Source organism: Streptomyces sp. SID14515, assembly GCF_010548505.1.
GTDB classification, from domain to species: domain Bacteria; phylum Actinomycetota; class Actinomycetes; order Streptomycetales; family Streptomycetaceae; genus Streptomyces; species Streptomyces caviscabies.
In genome coordinates this window covers 82,517-99,399 of record NZ_JAAGMH010000136.1, presented here as the reverse complement: position 1 = coordinate 99,399, position 16,883 = coordinate 82,517, and the positions used below count along the sequence as shown (strand labels likewise).

16 protein-coding genes are annotated in these 16,883 nt (G+C 70.7%); 7 read left to right on the top strand and 9 right to left on the bottom strand.

Annotated features, from left to right (window positions below; translation table 11 throughout):
* Positions 1-15 precede the first annotated feature (15 nt).
* The 5 genes from G3I54_RS33055 to G3I54_RS33035 all read right to left on the bottom strand — a co-directional run bounded on the left by G3I54_RS33055 (position 16) and on the right by G3I54_RS33035 (position 5,828).
* Positions 16-819, bottom strand: a complete 804-nt coding sequence (locus G3I54_RS33055) for an ABC transporter permease (protein ID WP_164620170.1) — start codon at positions 817-819, stop codon at positions 16-18.
* Positions 819-1,760, bottom strand: coding sequence for an ABC transporter permease (locus G3I54_RS33050; RefSeq protein WP_164620167.1), 942 nt, complete (start codon positions 1,758-1,760; stop codon positions 819-821). The genes G3I54_RS33055 and G3I54_RS33050 overlap by 1 nt, the downstream gene beginning before the upstream one ends.
* Entirely contained in the window at positions 1,757-2,911 is a 1,155-nt protein-coding gene (locus G3I54_RS33045; RefSeq protein ID WP_164620166.1) for an ABC transporter ATP-binding protein, read from the bottom strand. The genes G3I54_RS33050 and G3I54_RS33045 overlap by 4 nt, the downstream gene beginning before the upstream one ends.
* An 81-nt stretch (positions 2,912-2,992) precedes the next feature.
* Positions 2,993-4,240, bottom strand: coding sequence for a spermidine/putrescine ABC transporter substrate-binding protein (locus tag G3I54_RS33040; protein ID WP_164620164.1), 1,248 nt, complete (start codon positions 4,238-4,240; stop codon positions 2,993-2,995).
* Positions 4,241-4,313: 73 nt separating this feature from the next.
* Positions 4,314-5,828 carry a gamma-aminobutyraldehyde dehydrogenase gene (locus G3I54_RS33035; RefSeq protein WP_164620161.1) on the bottom strand — a complete coding sequence of 505 codons (1,515 nt, stop codon included), beginning with the start codon at positions 5,826-5,828 and terminating at the stop codon, positions 4,314-4,316.
* 206 nt (positions 5,829-6,034) lie between these two features.
* On the opposite strand from G3I54_RS33035, the gene G3I54_RS33030 reads away from it, so the two are divergent.
* Positions 6,035-6,583: an NADAR family protein gene (locus tag G3I54_RS33030; RefSeq protein ID WP_164620159.1), complete on the top strand. Its 549-nt coding sequence runs from the start codon at positions 6,035-6,037 to the stop codon at positions 6,581-6,583.
* A 177-nt stretch (positions 6,584-6,760) separates the two neighbouring features.
* Here G3I54_RS33030 and G3I54_RS33025 read toward each other — a convergent pair whose 3' ends face one another.
* Entirely contained in the window at positions 6,761-7,471 is a 711-nt protein-coding gene (locus G3I54_RS33025) for a DUF4190 domain-containing protein (RefSeq protein ID WP_164620157.1), read from the bottom strand.
* A gap of 121 nt (positions 7,472-7,592) precedes the next feature.
* Here G3I54_RS33025 and G3I54_RS33020 point away from each other — a divergent pair, with 121 nt between their 5' ends.
* The 6 genes from G3I54_RS33020 (at position 7,593) to G3I54_RS32995 (ending at position 13,443) form a co-directional block, all read left to right on the top strand.
* Entirely contained in the window at positions 7,593-8,627 is a 1,035-nt protein-coding gene (locus G3I54_RS33020) for an adenosine deaminase (RefSeq protein WP_164620155.1), read from the top strand.
* Positions 8,628-8,649: 22 nt separating this feature from the next.
* The gene (locus G3I54_RS33015) at positions 8,650-9,363 is read left to right on the top strand and encodes a glycerophosphodiester phosphodiesterase (RefSeq protein ID WP_164620153.1); all 714 of its coding nucleotides are present in this window, start codon (positions 8,650-8,652) and stop codon (positions 9,361-9,363) included.
* Positions 9,364-9,454: 91 nt separating this feature from the next.
* Positions 9,455-10,252: an SAM-dependent methyltransferase gene (locus tag G3I54_RS33010; protein WP_164620151.1), complete on the top strand. Its 798-nt coding sequence runs from the start codon at positions 9,455-9,457 to the stop codon at positions 10,250-10,252.
* Positions 10,252-11,430 (top strand): histidine kinase, encoded by a 1,179-nt coding sequence (locus tag G3I54_RS33005; RefSeq protein ID WP_164620149.1) that lies wholly within the window; start codon positions 10,252-10,254, stop codon positions 11,428-11,430. The genes G3I54_RS33010 and G3I54_RS33005 overlap by 1 nt, the downstream gene beginning before the upstream one ends.
* Complete coding sequence (locus G3I54_RS33000; RefSeq protein WP_164620147.1) at positions 11,427-12,155, top strand: response regulator transcription factor; 729 nt, start codon at positions 11,427-11,429, stop codon at positions 12,153-12,155. Before G3I54_RS33005 ends, G3I54_RS33000 begins: the two co-directional genes overlap by 4 nt.
* Positions 12,156-12,228: 73 nt before the next feature.
* The gene (locus G3I54_RS32995; protein ID WP_164620145.1) at positions 12,229-13,443 is read left to right on the top strand and encodes a serine hydrolase domain-containing protein; all 1,215 of its coding nucleotides are present in this window, start codon (positions 12,229-12,231) and stop codon (positions 13,441-13,443) included.
* Positions 13,444-13,506: 63 nt separating this feature from the next.
* On the opposite strand, the gene G3I54_RS32990 is transcribed toward G3I54_RS32995, so the two are convergent.
* From G3I54_RS32990 to G3I54_RS32980, 3 genes are all read right to left on the bottom strand, one after another.
* Positions 13,507-14,049 (bottom strand): hypothetical protein, encoded by a 543-nt coding sequence (locus G3I54_RS32990; protein ID WP_164620143.1) that lies wholly within the window; start codon positions 14,047-14,049, stop codon positions 13,507-13,509.
* Positions 14,050-14,103: 54 nt separating this feature from the next.
* Positions 14,104-15,267, bottom strand: a complete 1,164-nt coding sequence (locus G3I54_RS32985; RefSeq protein ID WP_164620141.1) for a spermidine/putrescine ABC transporter substrate-binding protein — start codon at positions 15,265-15,267, stop codon at positions 14,104-14,106.
* Positions 15,268-15,433: 166 nt separating this feature from the next.
* Positions 15,434-16,873: a gamma-aminobutyraldehyde dehydrogenase gene (locus tag G3I54_RS32980; RefSeq protein ID WP_164620139.1), complete on the bottom strand. Its 1,440-nt coding sequence runs from the start codon at positions 16,871-16,873 to the stop codon at positions 15,434-15,436.
* Positions 16,874-16,883 lie beyond the last annotated feature (10 nt).

Below are 16,883 nucleotides of genomic sequence, written 5' to 3'. Positions count from 1 at the left end.
ACTCCTTCAGGACTTTCAGGTTCGAGCGGTGCTCTTTCGCCGGTTCGCGATCAGCTGGCCGACGAGAACCACCAGTACCGCAATGATGAACATGGCGGTGCCGATGACGTTGATCTGCACGGGCGTGCCGCGCTGTGCCGAACCCCAGACGAACATGGGGAACGTGACGGTGGAGCCCGCGTTGAAATTCGTGATGATGAAATCGTCGAACGAGAGCGCGAAAGCGAGCAGTGCTCCCGCCGCGATTCCCGGTGCGGCGATCGGAAGGGTCACCCGGACGAAGGTCTGCACCGGACCGGCGTACAGGTCGCGGGCGGCTTCCTCCAGTCTCGGGTCCATCGACATGACGCGCGCCTTGACGGCCGTCACCACGAAGCTGAGGCAGAACATGATGTGCGCGATCAGCACGGTCCAGAAGCCGAGCTGGGCGCCCATGTTCAGGAACAGCGTGAGCAGCGACGCGGCCATGACGACCTCGGGCATCGCCATCGGCAGGAAGATCAGCGAGCTGATCGCGCCGCGCGCCCGGAAGCGGTAGCGGACCAGCGCGAAGGCGACCGCCGTGCCGAGCGCGGTGGCGCCCAGCGTCGCCCAGAAGGCGATCTGGAGCGAGAGCGAAAGGGATCCGCAGAGGTCGGCGACGCCGCAGGGGTCCTTCCAGGCGTCCAGCGAGAACCGCTGCCAGGCGTAGTTGAAACGCCCGTTCGGCTTGTTGAACGAGAACACCATCACGACGATGTTCGGAAGGATCATGTACGCGAGGGTCAGCAGACCCGCGATGACGATCAGGTTCCGGCGTATCCAGCGCAGTACGGGCATCAGACCAGGTCCTCCGTCCCGGAGCGGCGGATGTAGAAGGTGACCGCCAGCAGGACGATCGCCATGAGGATGAACGAGAGCGCGGCGGCCGTCGGATAGTCCAGGACCCGCAGGAACTGGCTCTGGATGACGCTGCCGACCATCTTGGTGTCGGTGGAGCCGAGGAGTTCCGCGTTCACGTAGTCACCGCTGGCCGGGATGAAGGTCAGCAGGGTGCCGGAGACGACGCCGGGCATGGAGAGCGGGAAGGTCACCTTGCGGAAGGTGGTGGCGGGGGTGGCGTAGAGGTCGCCCGCCGCCTCGTGCAGCCGGCCGTCGATCCGCTCCAGCGAGGTGTAGAGCGGCAGGATCATGAACGGCAGGAAGTTGTACGTGAGGCCGCAGACGACGGCCATCGGAGTGGCCAGGACCCGGTTGGACTCGGTCCAGCCGAGCCAGCTGGTGACGTCCAGGACGTGCAGCGTGTTGAGCACGTCCACGACCGCGCCGCCGTCGGCGAGGATCGTCTTCCACGCCAGCGTACGGATGAGGAAGCTGGTGAAGAACGGGGCGATGACCAGCACCAGGACCAGGTTGCGCCAGCGGCCCGCCTTGAACGCGATGAGGTAGGCGAGCGGGTAGCCCAGCAGCAGGCACAGGATCGTGGCGGTGCCCGCGTACAGCAGGGACCGGATGAACTGCGGGTAGTACTCGCGCAGCGCGTCCACGTACGTCTGGAAGTGCCAGGTGACCTCGAAGCCCTGCTCCAGCGAGCCGGTCTGTACGGAGGTGGATGCCTGGTAGACGAGCGGCAGGGCGAAGAAGACGAGCAGCCAGAGGATGCCGGGCAGCAGCAGCCAGTAGGGAACGAGCCGTTTGCGGGTGGAGGGCTTGCGGAGCTTCAGCCCCTGCGGCTCCTGGGGTTCGGCGGTGGGCGCGGGCGGCGCTTCGGTGGCGCTCATTCCGCGTCCTCCACGCTGGTCGCGCCCGCGTCGATGTCCTGGGCGGCGTCGAGTCCGAAGGTGTGGGCCGGGTTCCAGTGCAGGACGACCTCGGCGCCGGGGACCAGGCGCGTGTCGCGCTCGATGTTCTGCTCGTACACCTGGAGGGCCGTTCCGGCCGGGCTCTCGACCACGTACTGGGTGGAGACGCCGATGAAGCTGGAGTCGGTGACGCGGCCGGTGACGCGGTTGCGGCCGGCGGCTATGCCGTCCGCGTCGTCCGCGTGGGCCAGCGATATCTTCTCGGGCCGGATGCCGAGGAGGAGCCGGCCGCCGGCGGTGGTCGGGGCCGAACATCGCTCGCGGGGCAGGGTGAGCTTTCCGCCGCCCGCGGCCACCACCAGATCGCCGCCCGTGGACACGATCTCGCCCTCGATGAGGTTGGAGGTGCCGAGGAAGTTGGCGACGAAGGTGGTGCGCGGGTTCTCGTAGAGGTCGGCGGGCGCGCCGAGCTGCTCGACGCGGCCGCCGTTCATCACCGCGACGGTGTCGGCCATGGTCATGGCCTCCTCCTGGTCGTGGGTGACGTGCACGAAGGTGATGCCGACCTCGGTCTGGATCCGCTTGAGCTCCAGCTGCATCTGGCGGCGGAGCTTGAGGTCGAGGGCGCCGAGCGGTTCGTCGAGCAGCAGGACCTGCGGGTGGTTGATGAGGGCGCGGGCGACGGCGACGCGCTGCTGCTGGCCGCCGGAGAGCTGGTGCGGTTTGCGGCGGGCGAAGTCGCCGAGCTGGACCAGCTCCAGCATGTCGTCGACCTGCTTCTTCACCGACTTGATACCGCGCCGCCGGAGTCCGAAGGCGACGTTCTCGGTGATGTCCAGGTGCGGGAAGAGCGCATAGCTCTGGAAGACGGTGTTGACCGGCCGCTTGTACGGGGGCAGGTCGGTGATGTCCTTGTCCCCGAGGAAGACCGTGCCGGTGGTGGCCTCCTCCAGGCCCGCGATCATTCGCAGGGTGGTGGTCTTGCCGCAGCCGGACGCGCCGAGCAGGGCGAAGAAGGAGCCCTGCGGCACGGTCAGGTCGAGCGGCTGTACGGCGGTGAAGGAGCCGTAGGTCTTGCTGATCCCGGCGAGGCGGACATCGCCGCCCGCGGTCTGCTGCTGCTGTGTCATGGGTCGCAGTCCCAGTGTGTTCGGGGGAGTTCAGGGAAGTTCGGGAAGGGAGGGGGTGACCTGGCGTGGGTGCGTGCCTGGTCAGGCGCCGATGAGTTTGGCGAACTTCTCTTCGTACGCGGTCTCTTCCTCGGTGCTCAGGGAGCGGAAGGAGCGGGACTTCGCCGCCATCTCCTTGTCGGGAAGGATCAGCGTGTTGGAGGCCATCGACTTGTCGATCTTGGCGAGTTCGTCGCGTACGCCGTCGACCGGGCAGACGTAGTTGATGTACGCGGCGAGCTGGGCGGCGACCGGCGGTTCGTAGTAGTGGTCGATGAGCTTCTCGGCGTTGGTCTTGTGCCGGGCCTGCGCGGGGACCAGGAGGTTGTCGCTGGAGGTGATGTATCCGGCGGCCGGGATCGCGAACCTGATGTCCGGGTTGTCGGCCTGGAGCTGGATGATGTCCCCGGCCCAGCCGACGCAGGCGGCGATGTCGCCCTTGCTGAGGTCGGCGGTGTAGTCGTTGCCGGTGAAGCGGCGAATCTGCTTCTTGTCGACGGCCTTCTGGAGGCGGCCGATCGCGCCGTCGAAGTCGGCGTCGGTGAACTTCCCCGGGTCCTTGCCCTGGTCGAGCAGGGTCATACCGATGGAGTCGCGCATCTCGGAGAGGAAGGAGACGCGGCCCTTGAGCTTCGGGTCGTCGAGGAGCTGGGTGACCGAGTCGACCTTGCGGCCGCCGGTCGCCTTCACGTTGTACGCGATGACGGTCGGGATGCCGGTCCAGGGGTAGGAGTAGGCGCGGCCCGGGTCCCAGTCGGGGGTGCGGAACTGGGCGGACACGTTGGCGAAGGCGTGCGGAAGGTTCGAGGGGTCGAGCTTCTGCGCCCAGCCGAGCCGGATGATGCGGGCGGCGAGCCAGTCGGTGACGCATATGAGGTCGCGTCCGGTGTTCTGGCCGGCCGCGAGCTGCGGTTTGATCTTCCCGAAGAACTCGACGTTGTCGTTGATGTCCTCGGTGTACTTGACCCTGATCCCGGTGCGCTTGGTGAACGCCTCCAGGGTGGGCCGGCTCTTCTCGTCCTCGCTGACGTCCATGTACTCGGTCCAGTTGGAGAAGGTGACTTCCTTCTCCTCGGCCGAGTGGTCGTCGGAGGCCGCACCGGCGTCGGCGCGCTTGGCGGGCGGGATGCCACAGGCGCCGAGGGTGGCCGTACCGCCCAGTGCGAGCGCGCCCATGCCGGAGGCGCGCAGCAGGGAGCGGCGGGTGAGGGCGCCTCTGCCGCTGTTCAAGGATCGCCTCATGGCCGCCAGTTGGGCGGGCGAAAGGCGCTCGGGCTCGTAACTCTCCATACGCTGTTGCCCTTTCGGGTGGGAGGCCGCCGGGGCCCCTCGTCGTGGACGGGCCCCGATCGTGCGGCAGCTGCTATCGGTCCCCGAAGATCGTGCGGTGCCAGTCCTTGCGGGCGACCGCGGTGTTGTCGTACATCACGTGCTTGACCTGCGTGTACTCCTCGAAGGAGTACGCCGACATGTCCTTGCCGAAGCCGCTGGCCTTGTATCCGCCGTGCGGCATCTCGGAGAGGATCGGGATGTGGTCGTTCACCCACACACAGCCCGCCTGGATCTCGCGGGTGGCGCGGTTCGCGCGGTACAGGTCGCGGGTCCAGGCGGAGGCGGCCAGTCCGTACGGGGTGTCGTTGGCGAGCGCGATGCCCTCGTCGTCGGTGTCGAAGGGCAGGACGACCAGGACCGGGCCGAAGATCTCCGACTGGACGATCTCGCTGTCCTGGGCGGCGTCCGCGACGAGGGTCGGCCGGTAGTACGCGCCGTCGGCGAGGTCGCCGCCGGGGGCCTCGCCGCCGGTGACGACGCGGGCGTAGCCGCGGGCGCGCTCGACGAAGGCGGCGACGCGGTCGCGCTGGGCGTGGCTGATCAGCGGGCCGAGGTCGGTGGACGCGTCGAAGGGGTCGCCGAGCCGGACGGTCTCCATGAGCGCGGCGACGTCCCGGACGAAGGCGTCGTAGAGGGGACGCTGGACGTAGGCGCGGGTGGCGGCGGTGCAGTCCTGGCCGGTGTTGATGAGCGATCCGGCGACCGCGCCGTGGACGGCGGCCTCCAGGTCGGCGTCGTCGAAGACCACGAAGGGGGCCTTGCCGCCGAGCTCCAGGTGGAGGCGCTTGACGGTGGCGGTGGCGATCTCGGCGACGCGTTTGCCGACGGCGGTGGAGCCGGTGAAGGAGGTCATCACGACGTCGGGGTGGCCGACGAGGTGCTCACCAGCGTCCTTGCCCGCGCCGGTGACGATGTTGATCACGCCGTCGGGGATGCCCGCCTCGGTGGCGGCCTGGGCGAACATCAGCGAGGTGAGCGGGGTCAGCTCGGCGGGCTTGAGGACGATGGTGTTGCCCGCGGCGACGGCCGGGAGGACCTTCCAGGCGGCCATCTGGAGCGGGTAGTTCCAGGGGGCGATGGAGCCGACGACGCCGATCGCCTCGCGGCGTACGTACGAGGTGTGGTCGCCGTCGTACTCGGCGGCGGCCTTGCCCTCCAGATGGCGTGCGGCGCCCGCGAAGAAGGCGGCGTTGTCGACGGTGCCGGGGACGTCGAACTCGGTGGAGAGCTTGATCGGCTTGCCGCACTGGAGGGACTCGGCGTACGCGAAGTCGTCGGCCTGCTCGGCGAGGACGGCGGCGAAGCGGTGCATCGCCTCGGAGCGTTCGCCGGGCGTCGCGCCGGACCAGCCGGGGAAGGCGGCGCGGGCGGCGGCGACGGCCGCGTCCACGTCGTCGGCGCCCGCCAGCTCGTAGCGAAGCACGCTCTCGCCGGTCGCGGGGTTCACCACCTCGTGGTGGCGGCCGGACGTGCCGGGGAGCAGCTTGCCGCCGATGTACTGCGCACCTTCCGCGAAGCGGTCCTGAACCTGGAAGCCGTTGCTCATGACGCTCTCCTCCGCCGCTGTACCCGCTGGGCGGGGTCGGCGTAGCTTCTTCGTGAATTGAGTGCCGATCCTGACAGAGGGGTTCAAGCCCAACAAGTGATTCCGTTGTTGCCTTTTGGTTACGCGACGGAATCTGTCGACCATGTGTCGTGTCGGTGCGGAAATCCCCGTACGGAGTGTCAGTGGCGGATGCCACACTCACATGCATGGAACCGATCGATGAGCTTCTGGCGGACGTGGCGCGGGGCAGGCGGGTGAAGTTTCTGCCGTTCTGGGGACACCGGCCGCGTCCGGACGGACGGATCGGGCCGAGCTGCCTCAGTCAGTGGTGGCCGTCGCCGTTCACGGTGGACGGGGTGACATATGCGAGCGCCGAGCACTGGATGATGGCGGGCAAGGCGCGGCTCTTCGGCGACCCGGAGGCGGAGCGGGCGGCGGTCTCGGCGAAGAGCCCGGCGGCGGCGAAGAAGGCGGGGCGCCTCGTGCGCGGCTTCGACGAGGACGTGTGGATACGGGAGCGGTTCGCCCTCGTCGTGGCGGGCAGCGTGCACAAGTTCGGGCAGGACCCGGAGCTGGGCGGCTATCTCCTGTCCACCGGTGACCGGGTGCTGGTGGAGGCGTCGCCGCTGGACCGGATCTGGGGCATCGGGCTCGCGGCGGACGACGAGCGGGTGGAGCGGCCGCAGCAGTGGCGGGGGCTGAATCTGCTGGGCTTCGCCCTGATGGAGGCACGGGACCGGCTGCGGGCGGGCTGAGCCCTTTTCGGTACGGGCGCGGGGCCGAGGCGTCGCCGGTGGGCGAAGGGCCGAGGCGTCCACGGTACGGGCGCGGGGCCGAGGCGGTCTTCGTACGGGCGCCGCTACGACGCCCGGCCGGGCGGGGAGTGGTCCCTGCCCGGCCGGGATCGACAAGACGTCCCTGTCGGGTCCGCCCTAGCGGCGGTCCTCCACGACCAGCGAGGTGGCGAACGGGTCGTCGTAGGTGTCGCCGTAGTCGCTGTCGCTGTCCGCGTCCGTGGCGGCCCAGATGATCAGGCCGAGGATCGCGGCGCCGACGACGATGCCGACGGAGCCGAGGATGACCCCGGCGAGCGCCATGCCCCGGTTGGTGGCCTCGCCGCGCTTGGCACGGCCGAGGCCGATGATGCCGAAGATCAGCGCGAGGATGCCGAGGACGATGTTGACGCCGTACATGCAGAAGCCGACCACCGAGATGATGCCGATCACCATCGCGGCGGTGCCCAGACCGTTGTTGGGCGCCGGGCCCCAGGCGGCCGGCCCCATGCCGTAGGCGCCGTAGCCCGGGTAGCCGCCGTACGGCTGCGCGGGCGGAGCCGGGTAGCCGTAGTGACCGGCGGCCGGTGGTGGTGCCGCGTGGCCGGGGCCGTTCGGGCCGATCGGCGGCGGCGGTACGTCCGAGGGCGCGGGTCCGAAGCCCGGCTGGGGTATGGGCCCGGTGCCGTCCCCGGCGGCCGGCATCGACGTCACGGTCGGCTGATCGTGGACCGCGGGCGGCGGCGTGTGCGCGGCGGGCGGCGGCGTGTGCGCACCCGGCTTGTTCAGTTCCACCCTGCCGCTGTCCGGCGGTGCCCATGGATCGCGCGGCGCGGCCCCGCCCCCGGGCTGCTCTGTGTTGTCTGACATGGGCCTCCCCCATCGTGGTCCCGTCATGCTACGGCCAGGGCTGACCGCCCCGGACCCCGCCTACGATGATCGGTGCGGCCGGTACGCCCGGCCGACGTCACGCCGAACCGGGAGATTTCCGATGACCGATCCGCATCCCTTCATCGCCGGGCTGCCCAAGGCCGAGCTCCACGTCCACCATGTCGGGTCGGCCTCGCCCCGGATCGTCGCGGAGCTGGCCGCCCGCCACCCGGACTCCAAGGTCCCCACGGACCCGGAGGCGCTGGCCGACTACTTCACCTTCACCGACTTCGCGCACTTCATCGAGGTCTACCTGTCGGTGGTGGACCTGGTCCGCACCCCCGAGGACGTCCGGCTGCTCACCTTCGAGGTGGCGCGGGACATGGCCCGGCAGAACATCCGGTACGCGGAGCTGACGGTGACCCCGTACAGCTCGACCCGCCGGGGCATTCCCGAGGTCGGGTTCATGGAGGCCATAGAGGACGCCCGCAAGGCGGCCGAGGCCGAGCTGGGCGTCGTCCTGCGCTGGTGCTTCGACATTCCGGGCGAGGCCGGGCTCCAGGCGGCCGAGGAGACCGCCCGGCTCGCGGTGGAGCGGCGGCCCGAGGGGCTCGTCTCCTTCGGCCTCGGCGGACCGGAGATCGGGGTGGAGCGCCCGCAGTTCAAGCCCTACTTCGACCGGGCGATCGCCGAGGGCCTCCACTCGGTGCCGCACGCCGGTGAGACCACCGGGCCGCAGACGGTCTGGGACGCGCTGACCGCGCTGCGCGCCGAGCGCATCGGCCACGGCACCAGCTCGGTCCAGGACCCGAAGCTGCTGGAGCACCTGGCCGAGCACCGTATCGCCCTGGAGGTCTGCCCGACGTCGAACATCGCCACCCGCGCGGTCACCGACATCGAGCTGCATCCGATCCGCGAGATGGTCCGGGCCGGGGTGCTGGTGACCGTCAACAGCGACGACCCGCCGATGTTCGGCACCGACCTCAACAACGAGTACGCGGTGGCCGCCCGGCTGCTGGAGCTCGACGAGCGCGGCATCGCGGACCTCGCGAAGAACGCCGTGGAGGCCTCGTTCCTCGACCAGGCGGGCAAGCGGAAGCTGGCCGAGGAGATCGACACGTACACGACGAACTGGTTCCGGACCCCCGGCCGCTGACCCGGTCGTCGACAATGGCCCCATGGCCAACACCGTCACCCGTGTCACCGCCGTGGGGCATCGCGGCGATCCGTATCTCGCGCGCGAGAACACCCTGCCCTCGATCCGCTCCGCCCTCGAACGGGGGGCGGACGCGGTCGAGATCGATGTGCGGGTGACCCGCGACGGGGTGCCCGTCCTGCTGCACGACGCGACGCTGGAGCGGCTGTGGGGCCACGACCGGCGTCTGGACCGGCTGGACCACGCCGAGCTGAAGGAGCTGACCGGCGGCGGGGTGCCCACGCTCCGCGAGGCGCTGCTCGCCGTCGGGGCGCACCGGGTGATGGTGGATCTGCCCGGCTCCACGGACGCCTCGGTGAAGAAGATCGTGGGTACGGTCCGGGAATGCGGGGCGGGCGAGCGGGCGTACTACTGCGCGAGCGCGGACGCGATGCTGCGGGTGCGTGCCGCCGACCCGTCCGCCGAGATCGCCCTGACCTGGACCACGCTGGCGCCGCCGCGCCCGGAGCTGCTGGCCGCGGTGAAGCCGCGCTGGCTGAACTACCGCTTCGGCCTGGTGAGCCGGGAGCTGACGGACCGGGCGCACCGGGACGGGCTGCTCGTCTCCGCGTGGACGGCCGACACGAAGCGCACGATGCGCCGGCTGATCGAGCGCGGCGTCGACTCGATCACCACCAACCGGATCGACACGCTCCACCGGCTCCTCGCCAACTCGCCCGAGCGCGGGGGCTCTTGATCGGTTCGGCATGATGGAGGGCCCGCACCGCCCGCCGCCGCACCGCCCCACGCGGCACGCGGGCCCCTCCGTCACCGAGGAGCCAGACGTCATGGACCCCCGCCCGCAGGCCGCCCCCGCCCGGATACGTTCCGACGTCGCGCACAACGCCCGAGTGTGGAACTACTGGCTGGGCGGCGAGGACAACTACCCGGTGGACCGGGCGGTGGGTGACCAGGTCACCGGGATGTATCCGAGCATCGGCGAAGTGGCCCGCGCGGACCGGGCGTTCCTCGGCAGGGTGGTGCGGCATCTGGCGGGCGACGCGGGCGTCGACCAGTTCCTGGACATCGGCACCGGGCTGCCGACCGGGAACAACACCCATGAGATCGCCCAGCACACCGCGCCGCACGCGCGCATCGTGTACGTCGACAACGATCCGATCGTGCTGGCCCACGCCCGCACGCTGCTGACCAGCTCGCTGGAGGGCGCGACCGAGTACATCGACGCGGACGCGCGCCGCCCGGAGCAGATCCTGCGGGCCGCCGAGCCCACCCTGGACCTGGACCGGCCGGTCGCGGTGATGATGCTCGGCATCCTGAACTTCGTGCTGGACACGGACGAGGCGCGGGCCGTTGTGCGGACCCTGATGGCGGCCGTGCCGTCGGGCAGCCACCTGGTGCTGACCCACCCGACGCTGGAGCTGGGCGGCGAGGGCAACGAGGCGGCGATGCGCTTCTGGAACGAGAACGCCACACCGCCCATCACCGCCTGCGGCCGCGAGGAGTTCGCCTCGTTCCTGGACGGTCTGGAGATCCTGGAGCCGGGGATCGTCTCCTGCTCCCGCTGGCGTACGAACCCGCGGGAGCCGGAGGTCGCGCAGTTCGGTGTGGTGGCCCGGAAGCCCTGATGCGCTTCTCGGGCCTGCCGGAACGGCTGCGCGGGCCGTGGGCCGTCGATCTGTGGATCACCCTCGCGGTGCAGGCCGCGGTGACCATGCCGTTCGTCGTGCCGCGCGCACCGGACCTGCCGGAGGCGACCTGGGCGGCGTACGGTCTGACGACCCTGACCGTGCTGCCGCTGGTCGCCCGCCGGCACGCACCGGTCACCGTACTGCTGGCGGCGCTCGCGGCCGGCGCACTGTACACGCTGGCCGTCGACGGTCCGGGCCAGCCCCTGCCGTACGCCGGTCTGGTGACCTTCTACACGGTCGCCGAACTGTCCTCGCCCCGGAAGCGGTCGGCCGTCGCGGTACTGGTCGGCGCGGCGGTGTTCCCGTCGGTGGCCTGGAACACGGGGGAAGCCCGGGAGCTGCTGTTCTCCCTCTTCGTGTTCGGCGCCGCGTACGCCTTCGGGCGGCTCAGCCACACCCGTAAGGCCTATGTGGCGGCGGTGGAGGACCGGGCCCGGCAGGCGGAGCTGGGCCGGGCGATCGAGGCGGAGCGGGCCGCGGCTCGCGAACGGGCCCGGATCGCGCGGGAGATGCACGACATCCTCTCGCACGCGGTGAGCCTGATGATCGTGCAGGCTGAGGCCGGTCCGGTGGCGGTCCGCTCCGCCCCCGAGCGTGCGGAGGCCGCGTTCGACGCGATCTCCGAGACGGGCCGGGACGCGATGGTGCAGTTGCGCCGGATGCTCGGGGTGCTGCGCGAGGACAGCCCCGGGCGGGCGACCGCCCCGCGTTCGCCGCAGCCGGGTCCCGCGGAGCTGCCGGCCCTGCTGGCGCGAGTGCGCGGCGGCGGCCCGGAGATCACCTGCACGACGAGCGGGACGGTCCGCCCGCTGCCGCAGGACACCGGGGCGACGGTGTACCGAATCGTGCAGGAGGCGCTGACGAACGTCGTCAAGCATGCGCGGGCCGACCAGGTGGACGTGGAAATGGAATACGGGGAGCGGGAGTTGACGATCACGGTGCGGGACGACGGGCAGGGGCCCGGGACCACCCAGGGGCTCGGGCTGATCGGGATCCGGGAGCGGGCCGCCGCGCACGGCGGCACCGTACGGGCCGGTGGCGGCCCCGGCGGCCGGGGCTTCGAGCTGGTCGTCGGGCTGCCGCTGGCGCCCGGGGCCGAAGGGGTGCGGACGTGACGATCCGGGTGGTGGTCGCCGACGACCAGGAGCTGGTGCGCAGCGGCTTCGCGATGATCCTGGACGCCCAGCCCGGCATCGAGGTGGTGGCGGAGGCCGGGGACGGGGCGCAGGCGGTGGCGGCGGTGGACCGGCTCGGGGCGGACATCGCGCTGCTGGACATCCGGATGCCGGTGCTGGACGGCATCGCGGCGTGCCGGGAGATCGCCGCCGCGGGGTCCTGCCGGACGATCATGCTGACCACGTTCGACGCGGACGAGTACGTGTACGAGGCGCTGCACGCGGGTGCGAGCGGCTTTCTGCTCAAGGACGTGCGCCGGGACGACCTGGTGCACGCGGTGAGGGTGGTGGTCGCCGGGGAGTCGCTGGTCGCCCCCTCGGTGGCCCGGCGGCTGATCGCCGAGTACACCTCGCGCCCGGCGGGCCGGCCCGCGCCCTCGGCCGGCCGGCTGGAGGGCCTGACCGCCCGGGAGCGGGAGACCCTGCTGCACCTGGCGCGCGGCCTGTCCAACGCGGAGATCGCGGCGGCCCTCGTGGTGAGCGAGCACACGGTGAAGACCCATGTGGGCAACGTGCTGTCCAAGCTGGGGCTGCGCGACCGCGTCCAGGCCGTCATCTGCGCCTACGAGACCGGGTTGGTGGCTCCCTCGGACGGGGGAGTCGTCGGCGCGCCCTCCCCCGGGCGCGGGAGCCGCACCCACGCCGAGGACCGCCCGGGCGGGTGATCCGCCGCGGCGGCCGGGCCAACAGGATGGAGTCGAGACGCAGTTGACGACTTCTCTCCTTCGGAGGCACTCGGTGAACAGATCCGTCCGCACGCTCCTGGCAATCGCTCTGGTCCTCGGCATCGCCGGCGGGGCGACCGGGCCCGTTTCCGCGAGCGTCCCCGCCGGCAGTGCTGCGGGCTCCGGTCCGGCGGTGTCCGGAGCGCCCCGGCCCCAGGACGCTCCGGACGCCCGCGCCCTGCGCGCCGCGATCGCCGGGCTGCCGCACCAGGACACCGTGGCGGCGCTCGTCCGGGTCGGCGGTACCGACGGGTCGTGGCGCGGCAGTGCCGGAGTGCACGATCTGCCCTCGGGCCGGCCGGCGGATCCGGCGGCCCGCTTCCGCGCGGGATCGGTGACCAAGGTGTTCACGGCGGCGGCGGTGCTGCAACTGGCGGGCGAGCGGAAGCTGTCCCTGGACCGCCCCGCCCGGCACTACCTGCCGGACCTGATCCCGGCTTCGTACGGGGAGGTGACCGTACGCCGGTTGCTCGACCACACCAGCGGCATCCCCGCGGCGGATCTGCCGGGCGCGAACCTGGAGGAGTGGTACGCGCACCGCTTCGACGTCCACACCCCGCGCTCCATGGTGGCCTCCGCGACGGCGAAGGAGCGGGAGTTCGCGCCGGGCGTCAGCCAGCACTACCTGAACATCAACTACACGGTGCTGGGGCTGCTGGTCGAGCGCGTCACCGGGCACACCTACGAGCGGGAGGTCTCGGACCGGATCCTGCGCCCGCTCGGCCTGCGGTCCACGTACTTCCCCGGCGCCGACCCCGGGATCCGTGGCCCGCACAACCGCGGGTATCAGGTCTTTCCGACGCCGGGCGGGGGCGTCGAGCTGCGGGATGTCACGGTGTGGGGGCCGACCGACGGGTGGGCTGCCGGGGACATCATCTCGACCACCGCCGATCTGGAGCGCTTCACCACCGCCCTGTTCCGCGGGCAGGTGGTGCGCGGGCCGCTGCTGGAGGAGATGTTCACGCTGCCCGACGCCTCGGTGCGCACCTACGGCTCCGGGGAGCCCGCGCAGTTCAGCGCCGGTCTCTCCGTGCTCACCCTGGGCGGCCGCCAGGTGTGGGGCAAGACCGGCGGCCGCTGGGGGTACAACACCGCGGTGGCGGCCACCCGCGACCTCTCCCGGACGCTGGTCCACAGCGTCGGTGCGACGGACGCGAAGGGGAAGGACGCGAACGCCACGGCGATGGCCATCGCGGTGGCCGCCTTCGGCCCGCCGCCCGCCGCGTGAACCGGGCACGGCCTGAGCCCGCCCGCCGCGCGAGCCGGTCGCGGCCCCGCCGAGGCGGACGCGTCAGGCGCTCGCCGGGGCGGGGGTCACCGGCGGGAGCGGCGTCTGCTCCAGAACCTCCAACCGCTTGATCATCCGGCGGACGATCAGCAGCGGGATGACGCCGAAGACCCCGAAGGACATGTCGATCACGCTCCACCAGAACGGGATACCGCGGATCGGGCCGCAGATCAGGGCGAGCGGGATGATCCCGGCGCAGGCGATCATGCCGAACTCGATGACCCAGATGTTGCGGACCGGGTCGCGGTAGGGGCCGTAGAAGGCGACCGCGATGACCAGGTGGGCGAAGGCCAGCCAGTCGGTGCCGTACAGCATGAAGGGCGTGTCGCGTTCGATGGTGTCGAGCCCTTCACGGACCCGGGTGATCCACTCCATCAGGCCCGGGAAGTGCTCGGGGACCGGGGAGGCGGAGGCACTCAGCAGGTCCTCGGCCCAGCGGAGTTCGGTGACGAGCGGGAAGGCCGTGAGCCCGCTCAGCACCAGACAGACGATGAAGAAGACCAGCCACCTGCGTATCCCCCGTGTGAGGGCCTGTCGCTCGCTCATATCCGCAGCGTACGCCCGTGTTTACCGCCTCTTTACGGCACCCCTGTCAGCGCTTCACAAGCCGACGATTCCGTTCCACTTCTTGGCGAAGTCCATCCGCTCCTCCGAGGTGATGTCGCGGGCGATGGCGAGCCGTTCGCGCATCGCGTCGTCGGGGAAGATCAGCGGATCCTCGGCGAGCGCGGCCGTCTCCTCGTCCTTGGCGGAGGCCAGGACGTCACGGGCGGCCGGCACGGGGCAGACGTAGTTGACCCAGGTGGCGAGTTCGGCGGCGATCTCGGGGTCGTAGTAGTGGTCGATCAGCCGCTCGGCGTTGCGCTTGTGGCGGGCGAGGTTGGGGATCATCAGGGACTCGGCCCACAGTTCGGCGCCCTCCTCGGGGACGACGAACTCGATGTCGGGGTTGTCGGCCTGGAGCTGGATGACGTCGCCGGAGTAGGCCTGGCAGGCGAGTACGTCGCCGGTGGCGAGGTCCTTGATGTAGTCGTTGCCGGTGAAGCGGCGGATGTGCTTGGAGCGAACCCGCTTCTCCGTCTGCTCGCAGATCTCGTGGAAGTCGTCGGCCTTCCAGCGGGTGATGTCGACCCCGTTGCCCTGCATGAGCAGCGCGAACGACTCGTCGAGACCGGAGAGCAGGGTGACCCGCCCGCGCAGGTCGTCCGCCCACAGGTCGTTCGTGGAGCGGATCTCGCGGCCGAGCTTCTTGCGGTTGTAGGCGATGCCGGTGATCCCGGACTGCCAGGGGACGCTGTGCAGCCGCCCCTCGTCGAAGGCGGGGGTGCGCAGTTGGGGGTCGAGGTACTTGGCGACGTTGGGCTGCTTGGCCCGGTCCATCTCCTGGACCCAGCCGAGCCGGACGAAGCGGGCGGCCATCCAGTCGCTGATGACGATCAGGTCCCGGCCGGTCTGCTGGCGGTTCATCAGGGCGGGGCTGATCTTCCCGAAGAACTCGTCGTTGTCGTTGATCTCCTCGGTGTACGTCACAGAGATCCCGGTCCGCTTCGAGAAGGCGTCCAGGGTGGGCCGCTTCGACTCGTTGTCGTCGTCGGTGTCGATGTAGAGCGGCCAGTTGGCGAAATGCAGCGTGTGGTCGGTGGCGGAGCTGTCGTGCCCGGCCCGGTCCCCCGGCTCGACGAAGGCCGCGGGCACCCCGCAGCCGGTCAGCGTGGCGCCGGCCGCTCCCGCCCCGAGGGCGCGCAGCAGGGAACGGCGGGACATGGGGTTCTTCCTGATCGCTCGCACCCGCGCAGAATGCCCGTCGGCGGGCGCGCGGACAATGGACCAAGCGTCCAGCGGGACGGGCCCGCCCCGCACACCTTGTCCAGGCACGCGTACGGCCCCGGGCCGGAGCCCGGGGCCGTACGGCGCGACGACGATTCCAGGATCAGTCCTCGATGGACGTCATGACGTGCTTGATGCGGGTGTAGTCCTCGAAGCCGTACGCGGAGAGGTCCTTGCCGTAGCCGGACTTCTTGAACCCGCCGTGCGGCATCTCGGCGACCAGCGGGATGTGGGTGTTGATCCACACGCAGCCGAAGTCGAGGTTCTTGGACATGCGCATGGCGCGGGAGTGGTTCTGCGTCCAGACCGAGGAGGCGAGCGCGTACTCGACGCCGTTGGCGTACGCGACGGCCTGCTCCTCGTCGGTGAAGGACTGGACGGTGATGACGGGTCCGAAGACCTCGTTCTGGATGATCTCGTCGTCCTGCTTCAGACCGGAGACGACCGTCGGGGCGTAGAAGTAGCCCTTGTCGCCGACCCGGTGGCCGCCCGCCTCGACCTTGGCGTGGGCGGGGAGGCGCTCGATGAAGCCGGTGACCTGCTTCAGCTGGTTGGCGTTGTTGAGCGGGCCGTACGCCACGTCCTCGTCGTCCGGCTGACCGGTCTTGGTGTCGGCGGCGGCCTTGGCGAGCGCCGTGACGAACTCGTCGTGGATCGACTCGTGGACCAGGACGCGGGTGGCGGCCGTACAGTCCTGGCCCGCGTTGAAGAAGCCCGCCTCGGAGACGCCCGAGACCGTCTTGGCGATGTCGGCGTCCTCGAAGACCACGACGGGCGCCTTGCCGCCGAGCTCCAGGTGAACCCGCTTGACGTCCTTGGCGGCGGACTCGGCGACCTGCATGCCGGCCCGTACCGAACCGGTGATGGAGGCCATCGCCGGGGTCGGGTGCTCGACCATGGCGCGGCCGGTGTCGCGGTCGCCGCACAGGACGTTGAAGACGCCCTTGGGCAGGATCTGGCCGATGATCTCGGCCATGAGGACCGTCGACGCCGGGGTGGTGTCGGACGGCTTGATGACGACGGTGTTGCCCGCGGCGAGCGCCGGGGCGAACTTCCACACGGCCATCATCATCGGGTAGTTCCACGGCGCGACCTGGGCGCAGACGCCGACCGGCTCGCGGCGGATGATGGAGGTCAGGCCCTCCATGTACTCGCCGGCCGAGCGGCCCTCGAGAAGGCGGGCGGCCCCCGCGAAGAAGCGGATCTGGTCCACCATCGGCGGGATCTCTTCGCTGCGGGTCAGCCCGAGCGGCTTGCCGGTGTTCTCCGATTCGGCGGCGATCAGGTCCTCGGCCCGCTCCTCGAAGGCGTCCGCGATCTTCAGCAGGGCCTTCTGACGCTCGGCGGGCGTGGTGTCGCGCCAGGCGGGGAAGGCCGCCGCTGCGGCCTCCATGGCGGCATCGACGTCGGCCTGGCCGGAGAGCGGTGAGGTTGCGTAGACCTCTTCCGTCACCGGGCTGACCACATCGATGGTCCGCCCGTCCGCGGCGTCCCGGAACTCTCCGTTGATGTAGTTGCGCAGACGGCGCACCTCGGTGGTCACAACCACCCCT

What these genes read in the sequence shown, in the direction of transcription:
- G3I54_RS33055 (WP_164620170.1), bottom strand. Translation starts at nt 819, where the DNA reads ATGCCCGTACTGCGCTGGATACGCCGGAACCTGATCGTCATCGCGGGT.
- G3I54_RS33050 (WP_164620167.1), bottom strand. Translation starts at nt 1,760, where the DNA reads ATGAGCGCCACCGAAGCGCCGCCCGCGCCCACCGCCGAACCCCAGGAG.
- G3I54_RS33045 (WP_164620166.1), bottom strand. Translation starts at nt 2,911, where the DNA reads ATGACACAGCAGCAGCAGACCGCGGGCGGCGATGTCCGCCTCGCCGGG.
- G3I54_RS33040 (WP_164620164.1), bottom strand. Translation starts at nt 4,240, where the DNA reads ATGGAGAGTTACGAGCCCGAGCGCCTTTCGCCCGCCCAACTGGCGGCC.
- G3I54_RS33035 (WP_164620161.1), bottom strand. Translation starts at nt 5,828, where the DNA reads ATGAGCAACGGCTTCCAGGTTCAGGACCGCTTCGCGGAAGGTGCGCAG.
- G3I54_RS33030 (WP_164620159.1), top strand. Translation starts at nt 6,035, where the DNA reads ATGGAACCGATCGATGAGCTTCTGGCGGACGTGGCGCGGGGCAGGCGG.
- G3I54_RS33025 (WP_164620157.1), bottom strand. Translation starts at nt 7,471, where the DNA reads ATGTCAGACAACACAGAGCAGCCCGGGGGCGGGGCCGCGCCGCGCGAT.
- G3I54_RS33020 (WP_164620155.1), top strand. Translation starts at nt 7,593, where the DNA reads ATGACCGATCCGCATCCCTTCATCGCCGGGCTGCCCAAGGCCGAGCTC.
- G3I54_RS33015 (WP_164620153.1), top strand. Translation starts at nt 8,650, where the DNA reads ATGGCCAACACCGTCACCCGTGTCACCGCCGTGGGGCATCGCGGCGAT.
- G3I54_RS33010 (WP_164620151.1), top strand. Translation starts at nt 9,455, where the DNA reads ATGGACCCCCGCCCGCAGGCCGCCCCCGCCCGGATACGTTCCGACGTC.
- G3I54_RS33005 (WP_164620149.1), top strand. Translation starts at nt 10,252, where the DNA reads ATGCGCTTCTCGGGCCTGCCGGAACGGCTGCGCGGGCCGTGGGCCGTC.
- G3I54_RS32990 (WP_164620143.1), bottom strand. Translation starts at nt 14,049, where the DNA reads ATGAGCGAGCGACAGGCCCTCACACGGGGGATACGCAGGTGGCTGGTC.
- G3I54_RS32985 (WP_164620141.1), bottom strand. Translation starts at nt 15,267, where the DNA reads ATGTCCCGCCGTTCCCTGCTGCGCGCCCTCGGGGCGGGAGCGGCCGGC.